This is a genomic window from Caldimonas mangrovi (assembly GCF_023721835.1).
GTDB classification, from domain to species: domain Bacteria; phylum Pseudomonadota; class Gammaproteobacteria; order Burkholderiales; family Burkholderiaceae_C; genus Caldimonas; species Caldimonas mangrovi.
In genome coordinates this window covers 50,470-62,983 of record NZ_JAMKFE010000014.1, presented here as the reverse complement: position 1 = coordinate 62,983, position 12,514 = coordinate 50,470, and the positions used below count along the sequence as shown (strand labels likewise).

The window sequence follows — 12,514 nt, the reverse complement described above, 5'->3', positions numbered from 1 at the left end:
CGAGGCGGGCGCCGCCGGGGAAGCGCCTCCGTGGTGCCGGCAACCCGGCTCTCGCAGGAGGTGCCGGCTGTTCAGGAGGGAATTGAATCCCCAGCGAGGAGCGCTTGGCGGTACGCTTCAGCAACGAAGGAGGCTGGGCATGGACCCTGCGGCAAAGGAGCGAAACGAGTCCAGGCAGCGTTGGAGCAGCGCCGTCGCCTTGATCGTGTGTATCGCGTTCGGTGCGCTCACCTACCAGGCCGCGCTGAAACGCGTGGCCCAGGCGCAGGCTGAGAGCGCGTCGCACGGGCTCAGGTCGTTCACCTCCACGCTGACGTCCTTGCTGGCACGGCATGAATCGCTGCCGCGCATCCTCGCCCTTGATCCTCGGGTGGTCGCGGTGCTGCGCGAGCCCGGCGAGCAGGCGTCGCGGACGGCAGCGAACCTGTTCCTCCAGGAGGTCGCGGCGCGGGGTGAAATCATGGCGACCTACGTCATCGACCCGACGGGTCACACCCTGGCGTCGAGCAACTGGCACCAGCCTTCGTCCTTCGTCGGGCAGAACTACGCTTTCAGACCCTACTTCACCGGCGCACTCCAGCGTGGCTTCGGCCGCTTTTACGCCGTGGGCAGCACCACGGGCGAACCCGGCTATTTCCTCGCCAGCCGAGTCACCGACGCCGGCCAGACCCTCGGCGTGGTGGTCGTGAAAGTCGATTTGCGCACGCTGTTCGTGTCCCGACGCGGCGGCCTCGAGTCGATCGCGGTGGCCGACGAGTTCGGTGTGATCTTCCTGTCGTCGGAGCCGGCGCTGATGTACCGTCCCCTCGAATCGCTGCCGGCAGCCGCGCGGCAGGCCCTTGCGGCGACCAAGCGATATGGCGGCCACGCTCTCGCGCCGTTGAGCGAAGGCCGGCAAGCCGGCGACGAAACGCAGACGGTTCGCCTCGATGGCGTGTCGAGAAGGATGCAGCTCGTCCGCCAGCCGGTCGATGCGCTCGGCTGGCAGGCCATTTCCTTCGTGGACCCGAGTCGTGGCCGGGGCGTCGCCTGGATGGCCGGTATCGCCGGCGCGGTGGCCGTCGGGTTTCTGCTCGCTTCCATCATGTATCTGCGCCTCAAGCGCCTGCGTGCCGACGAACTGCGGCGCTCTCGCGACGACATCCACCAAAGCGAGCTGCGCCTGCGGGCGGTGGTCGACAACCTGCCCGTGATGGTCGGCTTCGTCGATAGCGCGGAGCGCTTCGTCTTCGCCAACGCCCTGTATGCCAACATGTACAGCACGACCAGCGACGCCCTCGCCGGAAAGCCGCTTGCCGAGGTGCTGCCGCCGGAGGAGTACCTGTCCGTGCTGCCGCATCTGCGGCGCGCGATGAACGGAGAGGTGGTCGTCTTCGAACGCGAGTACCGCCACATGCGCATGTACCGGTGTTTCGAGGCGACTTACCGCCCCGAGTGGGACGCCCGGCACGAGCGCGTGACCGGCGTGCATGTGATGACGCAGGACGTGACCGAGCACCGGCGCCGGCTGGACGAGCTGGCGCAGGTTTCGCAACTCGATCACCTCACCCAGCTGCTCAACCGCAAAGGTTTCGACGTGAGGCTGTCGGCGGCCATCGAGGAGTCGGCGCGCAGCGGTGCCGCGGCGGCGCTGCTGCTGATCGATCTCGACCGGTTCAAGCCCGTGAACGACACCTATGGCCATGCCGTGGGCGACGGCTTGCTGTGTGCATTCAGCCAGAGGTTGTCGCGGCTCGTGCGCGCCTCCGATGCCGTGGCGCGGATCGGAGGCGACGAGTTCGCGGTGATCCTCGGCAGCGTTGCCGACCCGGCGGTGACGGAGCGCCTTGCGGCTTCCATACTGAAGATGGCGGCGGTTCCGTTCGAACTGGACGGGATCATCGTCTCGATCGGTGCCAGCGTCGGCGTGGTGATGGACCGCCGGGCGGCGGCGTCGCCGGCGCTGCTGTGCCGCCTGGCCGACGACTGCCTGTACCGGGCCAAGCGGGCCGGTCGCAACCGGTACGAGGTCATGGAGGTCGATGACCCTGTGCCACACCCATCAGTAATTGAGCATCGTTATTCGATACCGAATGGCCAAGGCGGTGCTACATAGTGTCGTTTGATTGATCTTGATCGCCCTCGGCCCGAACATCCGCCCCATGTTCAACAGCCCCGAGGGCTCCATGCATCACACGACCCCCGTCATCCGTCGCGACACCAAGGCCTGGAAGGCCCAGGTCTGGATTGCCTTCGGCGCCGCCGCCACGCTGTGCGCCACCGGGCTGGCCTACCTGCCGGGCGAGGACATCCACCGCGCATTCATGGTGATGGGCTACGTGTTCTGTCTCTCGACCGCATTCGCGCTGGCGAAGTTCGTGCGCGACAACGAAGCCCGGCCGGCCGACACGCCGATGTGGAAGCTGGTGGTCTGGGGCGGCTTCGCGCTCGCGATGTCGCTGACGGGCTGGGGACTGTGGCGCATGGAGATCAACCCGACCTACAAGGCCTACCTGGGCGTGTGCTGGCTGTTCCTGATCTCCAACGTCTTCACGCTGGCCAAGACGCTGCGCGACGCGCACGAAGCCGACCTCGCCGAAGCGCGCCTGCAGCGCCGCGCTGCGCCGTCCGAGCCGCAGTGAACCCGCGTCCGCTGAAGGAGCCTGCCATGAGCAAACGCACGTTCGTCCTGTCCGCCGCGCTGGCGGCCCAGATCCTCGCCATCTCCTGCATCGGCCTGGCGCGCCCGGCGCAGGCCCATTCGACCGCCTCTGAGGCCAGCGCGCTGTCGGCGCTGCCGGTGGCGGTGTCGCTTGCCGCACCCGCGATGCTGCTGTCCGGTGGGGTGATGCTGACGGTGGCTGCCGTCGACGTTTCGGCCGAAGGCACCGTGTGGGTGCTGGAGCGGGCCTCCGACGGCGCCCACGCCACCGTGCGGCTCAGTGCCAACGCGGCCGGTGCGGCCTCGCTGGCGGTCGGCACGGCCGTCACCGTCACGGCGCTGGCAGCCGGCTGGGTGCTGTCGGCCGCCGGCGAGGCGATCGCCTTCATTCCCAACCAGATCGGCGCGTCGCTGCTCCACAACGAGCGGCTGACGCACTGAGCGAAGGCATTCGATGACCTCCCATGTCTTCACCGCGCTGGCCCTGGCAGCAGCGCTTGTTGCGGGTCCCGCGCAGGCCGGCCGCTCCTGCCAGTCCAGGCCCCTGTCCCTGCAGACGCTGCAGCAGGGCCTGGCGCTGGCCGAGCACACGGCTCGCCGGCTCGAGGCCTCCGGCGCCCAGGTCGCGGTGATCGCCCGCAACGGGCAGGACCTGAGCCGCTACGGCCTGCGGTACTCGCACCTGGGCCTGGCCTACCGCGACGAGCAGGCCGGCCGGCCGGTCTGGCGCGTGGTGCACAAGCTCAACCATTGCGGCACGGCACGTGCGGCGGTGTACCGACAGGGCTTCGCCGAGTTTTTCCTCGACGACCTGCACGTCTTCGAGGCGGGCATCGTGCCGCTCACGCCCCGGGTGCAGCAGCCGCTGCTGGCGGCGCTGCGCGACAACCGCCGCGCCACGACGCTCCACACGCCGGCCTACAACATGGTGGCCTACCCCTGGTCGGTGCGCTATCAGCAGTCCAACCAGTGGGCCATCGAGACGCTCGCCTCGGCGCTGGAGCCGGCCGTGCGCAACCGCGAGCAGGCGCAGGCCTGGTTGAAGCTGCAGGACTACCGGCCGACCACGCTGCGCATCGGCGCGCTGACGCGGCTGGGCGGGCGCATGACGGCCGCCAACATCGCCTTCGACGATCACCCCAACGACAAGCGCTATGCCGACCGTATCGAGACCGTGACGGTCGATTCGGTGTTCCGCTGGCTGGAGCGCAGCGGCCTCGGCCGGCACGAAGAGGTGGTGCGATGAACCGCCGCCACCTGTTGTGCTGCTCGGCCGCGCTCGCGACCGGCCTCTTCACTGCGCTGGCGGTCGGCACCGCCGCACCGCGCGGCGGCTGGCGCAATCCGTGTCGGGGACCGCTGCCGCGGGAACTGGCGCAGCACGACCTGGTGTTGTCGGCCTGGGACGGCATCGACCCGGCGCAGGTGTGGGACGCGCATGCCCACCTGCTCGGCACCGGCGACAGCGGCTCCGGCTGCCGCGTGCACGCGCAGATGCACCAGTGGTGGCACCCGGGCGAGGTGCTGCGCCGCCACGCGATCCTGAATGCGGCCTGCGTGCCCGGCGCGGCCGCCTCGGTCGACCGCGCCTATGTCGAGCGCCTGGCGACATTGATGCAGGACTTCCCTGCCGGCGTGCAGTGGTGCCTGTTCGCGTTCGACCATGCCTGCGACGAGGCCGGTCGCGAGCATCAGGACTGGACCACCTTCCACGTGCCGAACGACTACGCCGCACGCATCAGCGCGGGCGCACCCGAGCGCCTGCGCTGGGTCGCCTCGGTGCATCCGTACCGTGCCGATGCGGTGGCGTGCCTGCAGGCGGCGATCGCGGGCGGCGCGGTCGCCGTCAAGTGGCTGCCGAGCGCGATGAACATCGATCTGCGCCATCCGCGCTGCCGGCCGGTCTACGAGCTGCTGGCGCGACACGAGGTGCCGCTGATCGTGCACTGCGGCGAGGAGAAGGCGGTGCCCGGCGCCGGCCGCGACGATTTCGGCAACCCGTTGCTGGTGCGGGCTCCGCTGGAAGCCGGTGTGCGGGTGATCGTCGCGCATGCCGCGTCGCTCGGCCATGCGCGCGACCTCGACCGGCGCTCACGGCCCCGGCGCGCGGCGTTCGAGTTGTGGGCGCGGCTGATGGACGAGCCGGCCTGGCGCGACCGGCTGCTGGCCGACGTGTCGGCGGTGTTCCAGGTCAACCGCCCGCCCGCGGTGTGGCGCACGGTGCTGACGCGCGACGACTGGCACCCGCGCCTGCTGCATGGCTCGGACTACCCGCTGCCTGGCGTGATGCCGCTGTACTCGGCCGAGCGGCTGGCCGCTGCCGGCCTGCTGAAAGCCGATGCCGTCCCGGTACTCGACGCGATCCGCGAGCACAACCCGCTGCTGTTCGACTTCGTGCTGAAACGCCAGCTGCGCACCGGCAATGCCCGCCTGAATGCGGGGGTGTTCGAGTCGCGCCGGCACCTGCAGCCGCGGGAGGGAGCCGTGTACAGTCGCCCACACACAGAACAGGCACCGCGCTCAGCGTGGGCCAGACAAGACGGGGCAGGGTCATGAGGGCAGCACAGTTACCCGGGGTCGCGATTCCGGCGCCGGTATGCGTCAGGCGGGAGGGCACATGACGCTCTACCAGCTCAAGCCGGCGTTCCAGCAGCGGCTGCGCCCGTGGGTCGGCCGGCTGGCCCGCCACGGGGTACGGGCCAATCACGTCACGTTGGCTGCTGCGGCCCTCTCCATCGCACTGGGCGCATGGCTCGCCTTGCAGCCGCCGGGCGGCGGAGCCAGCGGCTTTCTGCTGGTGCCGCTGTGGATGCTGCTGCGCATGGCGTTCAACGCGATCGACGGCATGCTGGCCCGCGAACACGGCCAGCAGACGGCGCTCGGCGCCTACCTCAACGAGCTGTGCGACGCGGTGTCCGACGCGGCGCTGTACCTGCCCTTTGCAGTGATCGCCCCGTTCGGGCCCTGGGGGGTCGGCGCCGTCGTGCTGGCCGCACTGCTCGCCGAATACGCCGGCGTGCTGGGGCCGCTGGTCGGCGCGTCGCGGCGCTACGACGGCCCTCTGGGCAAGAGCGACCGGGCCCTGGCGTTCGGCGCACTCGGCGCCTGGGTCGGCCTCGGTGGTGCCTTGCCGGCCTGGACCGCCGCCCTGATGCCGCTGCTGGCCGTGCTCGGCCTGGCCACCGCCGCCAACCGCGTCCGCCACGGCCTGCGCGAAGCGGCCGCACGCTGATCCAACCACTGCAAAAGACATTGCGGCCCCACCGGGCACGCACCGGCAAGAGAGGGAAGGCATGGAATACCCGACACAGCGCCAGCAAAGCGAACACCGTTTTCGCACGCACGACGCCCACGAACTCTTCTACCGCTACTGGCCTGCGCTGCAGGCGCCGGCCACCGGCGCGGTGATCCTGCTGCACCGCGGCCACGAACATTCGGGCCGCATGTCGCACCTGGTCGACGAACTCGATCTGCCCGGCCACGCCTTCTTCGCGTGGGACGCGCGCGGGCACGGCCGCTCGCCCGGCGAACGGGGGCACAGCCCCGGCTTCGCCACCTCGGTGCGCGACCTGCACACTTTCGTGCAGCACCTCGAATCGGTGCACGGCTTCGAGCCGGCGTCCGTCGTCGTGGTGGCGCAATCGGTCGGCGCGGTGCTGGCGGCGACCTGGGCGCACGACTACGCGCCCCGCATCCGCGGCATGGTGCTCGCGTCGCCGGCCTTCAAGGTCAAGCTCTACGTGCCGTTTGCCCGGGCCGGGCTGAAGCTGATGCACAAGCTGTTCGGCGACTTCGTCGTCAACAGCTATGTCAAGGCGAAGTTCCTGACCCACGACGTGCAGCGCATCGCCTCCTACGGGCAGGACCCGCACATCACGCGGCCGATCTCGGTCAAGGTGCTGCTGGGGTTGTACGAGGCGGCCGAGCGGGTGGTGGACGACGCCGCGGCGATCCATGTGCCGACGCAGCTGTTCATCTCGGGCAGCGACTGGGTCGTGCACCATGCGCCGCAGCACCGCTACTTCGAGCGCCTGTCGTCGAGCGTGAAGGAAAAGCACGTGCTGCCCGGCTTCTTCCACGACACGCTGGGCGAGGCCGGGCGCGGCCCGGCGCTGGCGTTGGCGCGCCGCTTCATCCTCGAACGGTATGCCGCGCCGGCACCCGTGCCCGAGCTGCTCGACGCGCATCGGCGCGGCCCGACCCACGACGAAGCACAGGCCTTGCACCGGCCGCTGCCGCGGTGGTCGCCGCGCGGCCTGTACTGGGCCGCGACGCGGCTGTCGCTGAAACTGGGAGGCCGGCTGTCGCGCGGCATCCGCCTGGGCCACGACACCGGCTTCGACTCGGGCTCCACGCTCGACTACGTCTACCGCAACCAGGCGCAGGGTGCGTCGCTGGTCGGGCGCGCGATCGATCGCGCCTATCTCGATTCGATCGGCTGGCGCGGCATCCGCCAGCGCAAGCTGCATGTCGAGGAACTGCAGCGCATCGCGATGCAGCGCTTGCGCGCCGACGGCCGGCCCGTGCATGTGCTCGACGTCGCCGCCGGCCACGGCCGCTATGTGCTCGACGCGCTGCAGGCCGACCTGGCCACGCGGCCCGACGCCATCCTGCTGCGTGACTACAGCGAACTCAACGTGCAGGAAGGCTCGGCCCTGATCCGCACCAAAGGCCTGGCCGACATCGCCCGCTTCGAGCAGGGCGACGCGTTCGACCGCGCCAGCCTGGCGCAGGTGCTGCCGCGGCCGACACTGGCGATCGTTTCCGGCCTGTACGAGCTGTTCGACGACAACGAGCAGGTACTGCGCTCGCTGCGAGGCATCGCCGACGCCGTCCCCGAAGGCGGTTGGCTGGTCTACACCGGCCAGCCTTGGCACCCGCAGCTCGAGCTGATCGCGCGGGCGCTGACCAGCCACCGTGCCGGCCAGGCGTGGGTGATGCGCCGGCGCGTGCAGGCCGAGATGGACCAGCTGGTGGACGAGGCGGGTTTCGAGAAGACCGAGCAGCGCATCGACGAGTGGGGCATCTTCACCGTGTCGCTGGCGCGCCGGAGGACGTCATGAGCGCGCTGGTTCCGGCCCTGTCCGCGCCCGGTTCGTGGGCGCGCTCGGCGGCATGGCTGGCCGCGCTGGCGCCGTTCTTCTACCTCAGCTACGGGCTGTCCAACCACTTGGCGGCGCAGCGCGCCGACGTGCCCTCGCTCGCGTTCGCGTGGGAGCAGCACCTGCCCTTTCTGGCGTGGACCATCCTGCCGTACTGGAGCCTCAACGCGTTCTACGGGCTGTCGCTGTTCGTCGCGCGTTCGAAGCACGAAATCGACGCGCACGGCTGCCGGCTGCTGGTGGCCCAGCTGTTCGCGGTCGCCTGCTTCCTGTTGTGGCCGCTGCAATTCACGTTCGAGCGACCGGCGTCCGATGGCTGGGCCGGCTGGATGTTCGCCGCGCTGACCAGCTTCGACCAGCCCTACAACCAGGCGCCGTCACTGCACATCGCGCTGATGGTGATCCTGTGGAGCCTCTACACCCGCGTGCTGCGTGGCGCCTGGCGCTGGGCCTTCCATGCCTGGTTCACGCTGATCGGCGTCTCGGTGCTGACGACCTACCAGCATCATTTCATCGACATCCCCGCCGGACTGTGGCTGGGCTGGCTGTGCGTGGCGCTGTTCCCGCTCGACCTGCACCACCGCGACAGCGGCTGGGCCACGCTGCGGTCGCGGCCGCTGACGCCGCGGCGGGTGCGGCTCGCGGTGCGCTACGGCGCCGGCGGTGTGGCGCTGCTGGTGGCCGGCATCGCGCTCGTCGGCCATGCGGCAGCGCTCGACGCCGTGCCGGCGTCGGCCGTGCTCGGTCTCGCCGGCATCGTGCTGTGCTGGTCGGCCGGGTCGGCCTTGCTGATCTGCAGCCTCTATCTCTGCGGCGACCCGTGGCGGTTCCAGAAGAGCGAGAGCGGGCGCATGAGCATGGCCGCGCGCTGGCTGCTGGGGCCGTACCTGGCGGCCGCCTGGCTCAATTCGCGCTGGTGGACGCGCCGCGATGCGCCGCGCGCCGAAGTGGCGCCGGGCGTGTGGCTGTCGCGCCTGCCCCGCGCGCGCGAACTGGCGGCCGAGCCGCACACCGGCATCGTCGATCTGTGTGCCGAGCTGCCGCTGCCGCTGGCGTTGCTGCGCCCCAGCCTGCGCGTGCCGGTGCTCGACCTGACGGCGCCGACCGCCCAGCAGCTGCGCGAGGCCGTGCAGGGCATCGAGCGCCTGCGGGCGCAGGGGCCCGTGTGGGTGTGCTGTGCGCTGGGCTATGCGCGCAGCGCCAGCGCGGTGGCGGCTTGGCTGCTGGCCACCGGCCGCGCGAAGGACAAGTGCCAGGCTCATGCGCTGCTGCACGCCGCCCGGCCCCGGGTGAGGCTGGGCCCCGACCACTGGGACGCGATCGTCGAGGCCGCCGAAACCGTCTGTCTGCCTGCGGAGCGTGCGGCATGACGGGTGCCGACCGCCACCTGCTGGCCCACACGGCGGCCGCATTGTCGACCTCGTCTGCGCTGCTGCGCTGGAGCGGCGCGCTGAGCGTGCTGGTGCTCGGCTGGTGGGTCGCCCGGCCGCCGTCGATCCTGTGGGTGGGCGTGTTGTGTGCCGCCCTGGCCATGCATGGCGTGGCAGCGATCTACGCCGCGCGCGCCGGCTTCGACGCCGCAGTGTTCCGTTGGTGGGCCGCACAGGACGACCCCGCACAGGCGGTGCAGTGCTTCGACCAGTGGCTGTCCGATGCGGGGCGTGCATCCGCAGCGCGCAGCGTGGCCGAGCGGGCCCGAGGCGGGTTGCGGCTGTTGCGACGTGCTCTCGCGTGGGCGGCAGCCGGCACCGCGACCCTGTGCGCTGCCGCGGTGGCGCACGCCTTGCAGGCTGCCGCCTGACCCACAAAAGGAGCCACCGCGCCATGTCACTGCCGACACAAGCCACGTTGCTGTTTGCCGGTGTGGGGGGCGTGCTGGTCGTCGCCACCGCGATCGGCTGGTCGCTCAAGCGCCGCGTCGCGGCCGCCGGGCCCCATGCGGCGATCGACAACCTCAACGCACGCATCCACGCCTGGTGGGTGATGGTGGGCGTGCTGGCGGTGGCGTTCTGGCTCGGCGCCTGGGGCGTGATCGGGCTGTTCGCGTTGCTGTCGGCCGTGGCGTTGCGCGAGTACACGCGCGTGTCGGCCATGCCGCCCGAGCGCATCGTGCAGGTGCTGGCCTATGCGGTGGCGCTGCCCATGCAATACCTGCTGATCGGCATCGACTGGTACGGCCTGTATTCGATCTTCATCCCGGTGTATGCCTTTCTGGTGCTGCCGATCACGGCGGCACTGCTCGGCGACGGCACGCGTTTCCTCGAGCGGGCCGCCAAGACCCAGTGGGGCCTGATGATCTGCGTCTTCTGCATCTCGCACGTGCCGGCGCTGATGCTGCTCGACATTCCCGGCTTCGAAGGCCGCAACCTGCTGCTGATCGCCTACCTCGTGCTGGTGGTGCAGGCCAGCGACGTGCTGCAGTACGTCTGGGGCAAGCTCGCCGGCCGGCACCCGGTGGCGCCGCGGCTGTCGCCGTCCAAGACGGTCGAGGGCGCTGTCGGCGGCATCCTCAGTGCCACCGCGCTCGGGGCTGCACTGCACGGCGTCACGCCCTTCACGCCGGCCGAGGCGGCGGCGCTGTCGTTCGCGGTCTGCCTGATGGGCTTCCTGGGCGGCCTGGTGATGTCGGCGATCAAGCGCGATGCCGGCGCCAAGGACTGGGGCTCGTTGATCGAAGGCCACGGCGGCGTGCTCGACCGGCTCGATTCCGTGGCGTTTGCCGCACCCGTGTATTTCCATCTCGTGCGTTACTGGTGGACGCCCTGAGCCCCAAACGCGCCGGTTTCCGTTCGAATACGAGCCGTCCCGCATGAAACAGCCCCCAGGAGTCTCTTCGTGAGCGCAGATACACAGCATTCCAGCCAGTTCGCGTTGCTTCGGCAGCGCCGCTTCGCGCCTTTCTTCTGGACCCAGTTCCTGGGCGCCGGCAACGACAACCTGTTCAAGTTCGCGTTCACGGTGCTGGTGACCTACCAGCTGCAGGTGAGCTGGCTGCCGGGCGAGATGGCGGGCCTCGTGATCGGCGCGCTGTTCATCCTGCCCTTCTTGCTGTTCTCGGCCACCAGCGGGCAACTGGCCGACAAGCACGACAAGGCCACGCTGATCCGCGGGCTGAAGCTGCTCGAGGTGGCGGTGATGGTGCTGGCCGCATGGGGCTTCCATGCGCAGCAGGTGCCGCTGCTGCTGGCCTGCATCTTCCTGATGGGGCTGCAGTCGGCGGTGTTCGGCCCGGTCAAGTACGCCTATCTGCCGCAGCACCTGAACGAGCGCGAGCTGACCGGCGGCAACGGCATGGTCGAGATGGGGACCTTCGTCGCCATCCTGCTCGGCAACGTCGCTGGCGGCCTGCTGATCGCGATCCCCGAGGTCGGTGCACGCTGGGTGGCCTGGAGCTGCATCGGGCTGGCGTTGCTCGGCTGGCTGGCGTCGCTGAAGGTGCCCGCATCGCCGTCGACCGACCCGGCGCTGGTGATCAACTGGAACCCGGTGTCGGAAACCTGGCGCAACCTGAAGCTCGCGTCCGAGAGCAAGTCGGTGTTCCGCTCCATCCTGGGCATCTCGTGGATGTGGTTCGTCGGTGCCGTCTTCCTGTCGCAGTTTCCCGCCTTCGCGAAAGACGTGCTGCACGGCGACGAGCAGGTGGCCTCGCTGCTGCTGGTGGTGTTCTCGGTCGGCATCGCGACCGGTTCGCTGCTGTGCGAGACGCTGTCGCGCCGCCACGTCGAGATCGGCCTGGTGCCGGTCGGCGCGATCGGCATGAGCGTGTTCGCGGTCGACCTGTACTTTGCGTCACGCGGCCTGGGCGGCGGTGCGGCCTACACGCTGGCCGGCTTTGTCGAACGCGCCGCGCACTGGCGCGTGATGATCGACCTGGCCCTGCTGGCCTTCAGCGCCGGCATCTACAGCGTGCCGATGTACGCGCTCATCCAGCTGCGATCGCCGGCGAGCCACCGCGCACGCATCATCGCGGCCAACAACATCCTCAATGCGCTGTTCATGATCGCCAGCGCCGTGCTGGGCGGCGCGCTGCTGCAGCTGGGGCTGACGATCCCGCAGGTCTTCCTGGCGGTGGGCCTGCTCAACGTGGTGGTCGGCTTCTACATCTTCCTGCTGGTGCCCGAATACCTGCTGCGCTTCGTCGCGCTGATCGCTTCGCGCTGCATCTACCGCTTCAAGGTGCGCGGCGACGAGCACATCCCGGTGCAGGGCGCGGCCATCCTGGTCGCCAACCACGTCAGCTTCGTCGACGCGATCCTGCTGATGGCGGCCAGCCCGCGGCCCATCGTCTTCATCATGGACCACCGCATCTTCCGCATCCCGGTGCTGGGCTGGCTGTTCAAGCTGGCCAAGGCGATTCCGATCGCGTCGCAGAAGGACGACCCGGCCACCTACGAGCGCGCATTCGCCGAGGCCGAGCGCGTGCTGCGCGACGGCGACCTGCTGTGCATCTTCCCCGAAGGCGCGATCACCCGCGACGGCACGCTGCAGGAGTTCAAGGGTGGCATCATGAAGATCCTCGAGCAGCAGCCGGTACCGGTGGTGCCGGTCGCGCTGCAGAACCTGTGGGGCTCGTTCTTCTCGCGCATCGAGCAGGGCACGGCCATGGTGCGGCCGTTCCGGCGCGGCCTGTTCAGCCGCGTGGGACTGGTGGCCGGTGCGGCCGTGGCCCCCGAAAACGTCAGCCCCGCGGGCCTGCGTGAGCGGGTGGAACAGTTGCTCGCCGCGTAAGTGAGAGCTCGCTCGTCGACACCACCCCCCGCGAACGCGTGGT

The 12,514-nt window shown here is 70.0% G+C and carries 11 protein-coding genes; all 11 read left to right on the top strand.

The features are described 5' to 3' along the window. Positions 1–139: 139 nt before the first annotated feature. The 11 genes from M8A51_RS19915 to M8A51_RS19865 all read left to right on the top strand — a co-directional run bounded on the left by M8A51_RS19915 (position 140) and on the right by M8A51_RS19865 (position 12,471). Positions 140–2,095 carry a diguanylate cyclase domain-containing protein gene (locus M8A51_RS19915; RefSeq protein ID WP_251780284.1) on the top strand — a complete coding sequence of 652 codons (1,956 nt, stop codon included), beginning with the start codon at positions 140–142 and terminating at the stop codon, positions 2,093–2,095. A 70-nt stretch (positions 2,096–2,165) separates the two neighbouring features. After that, positions 2,166–2,621 carry a YiaA/YiaB family inner membrane protein gene (locus M8A51_RS19910; RefSeq protein WP_251780283.1) on the top strand — a complete coding sequence of 152 codons (456 nt, stop codon included), beginning with the start codon at positions 2,166–2,168 and terminating at the stop codon, positions 2,619–2,621. 26 nt (positions 2,622–2,647) lie between these two features. Next, on the top strand, positions 2,648–3,082 hold the full coding sequence (locus M8A51_RS19905; protein ID WP_251780282.1) for a hypothetical protein: 435 nt from the start codon (positions 2,648–2,650) through the stop codon (positions 3,080–3,082). A 13-nt stretch (positions 3,083–3,095) separates the two neighbouring features. Beyond that, positions 3,096–3,887 carry a DUF2145 domain-containing protein gene (locus M8A51_RS19900; protein ID WP_251780281.1) on the top strand — a complete coding sequence of 264 codons (792 nt, stop codon included), beginning with the start codon at positions 3,096–3,098 and terminating at the stop codon, positions 3,885–3,887. Beyond that, entirely contained in the window at positions 3,884–5,197 is a 1,314-nt protein-coding gene (locus tag M8A51_RS19895) for an amidohydrolase family protein (RefSeq protein ID WP_251780280.1), read from the top strand. The genes M8A51_RS19900 and M8A51_RS19895 overlap by 4 nt, the downstream gene beginning before the upstream one ends. Before the next feature lie 61 nt (positions 5,198–5,258). Continuing rightward, positions 5,259–5,873 (top strand): CDP-alcohol phosphatidyltransferase family protein, encoded by a 615-nt coding sequence (locus M8A51_RS19890; RefSeq protein WP_251780279.1) that lies wholly within the window; start codon positions 5,259–5,261, stop codon positions 5,871–5,873. A gap of 61 nt (positions 5,874–5,934) precedes the next feature. After that, positions 5,935–7,704, top strand: a complete 1,770-nt coding sequence (locus tag M8A51_RS19885) for a bifunctional alpha/beta hydrolase/class I SAM-dependent methyltransferase (protein ID WP_251780278.1) — start codon at positions 5,935–5,937, stop codon at positions 7,702–7,704. After that, a complete protein-coding gene (locus M8A51_RS19880) occupies positions 7,701–9,113 on the top strand; it encodes a phosphatase PAP2/dual specificity phosphatase family protein (protein WP_251780277.1) in 1,413 nt (470 codons plus the stop codon). Before M8A51_RS19885 ends, M8A51_RS19880 begins: the two co-directional genes overlap by 4 nt. Beyond that, positions 9,110–9,544, top strand: a complete 435-nt coding sequence (locus tag M8A51_RS19875; RefSeq protein ID WP_251780276.1) for a hypothetical protein — start codon at positions 9,110–9,112, stop codon at positions 9,542–9,544. Before M8A51_RS19880 ends, M8A51_RS19875 begins: the two co-directional genes overlap by 4 nt. Before the next feature lie 23 nt (positions 9,545–9,567). Further along, positions 9,568–10,509, top strand: coding sequence for a phosphatidate cytidylyltransferase (locus M8A51_RS19870; RefSeq protein WP_251780275.1), 942 nt, complete (start codon positions 9,568–9,570; stop codon positions 10,507–10,509). A 69-nt stretch (positions 10,510–10,578) separates the two neighbouring features. Further along, positions 10,579–12,471, top strand: a complete 1,893-nt coding sequence (locus M8A51_RS19865; RefSeq protein ID WP_251780274.1) for an MFS transporter — start codon at positions 10,579–10,581, stop codon at positions 12,469–12,471. The last annotated feature ends 43 nt before the right edge of the window (positions 12,472–12,514 follow it).

What these genes read in the sequence shown, in the direction of transcription:
- M8A51_RS19915 (WP_251780284.1), top strand. Translation starts at nt 140, where the DNA reads ATGGACCCTGCGGCAAAGGAGCGAAACGAGTCCAGGCAGCGTTGGAGC.
- M8A51_RS19910 (WP_251780283.1), top strand. Translation starts at nt 2,166, where the DNA reads ATGCATCACACGACCCCCGTCATCCGTCGCGACACCAAGGCCTGGAAG.
- M8A51_RS19905 (WP_251780282.1), top strand. Translation starts at nt 2,648, where the DNA reads ATGAGCAAACGCACGTTCGTCCTGTCCGCCGCGCTGGCGGCCCAGATC.
- M8A51_RS19900 (WP_251780281.1), top strand. Translation starts at nt 3,096, where the DNA reads ATGACCTCCCATGTCTTCACCGCGCTGGCCCTGGCAGCAGCGCTTGTT.
- M8A51_RS19895 (WP_251780280.1), top strand. Translation starts at nt 3,884, where the DNA reads ATGAACCGCCGCCACCTGTTGTGCTGCTCGGCCGCGCTCGCGACCGGC.
- M8A51_RS19890 (WP_251780279.1), top strand. Translation starts at nt 5,259, where the DNA reads ATGACGCTCTACCAGCTCAAGCCGGCGTTCCAGCAGCGGCTGCGCCCG.
- M8A51_RS19885 (WP_251780278.1), top strand. Translation starts at nt 5,935, where the DNA reads ATGGAATACCCGACACAGCGCCAGCAAAGCGAACACCGTTTTCGCACG.
- M8A51_RS19880 (WP_251780277.1), top strand. Translation starts at nt 7,701, where the DNA reads ATGAGCGCGCTGGTTCCGGCCCTGTCCGCGCCCGGTTCGTGGGCGCGC.
- M8A51_RS19875 (WP_251780276.1), top strand. Translation starts at nt 9,110, where the DNA reads ATGACGGGTGCCGACCGCCACCTGCTGGCCCACACGGCGGCCGCATTG.
- M8A51_RS19870 (WP_251780275.1), top strand. Translation starts at nt 9,568, where the DNA reads ATGTCACTGCCGACACAAGCCACGTTGCTGTTTGCCGGTGTGGGGGGC.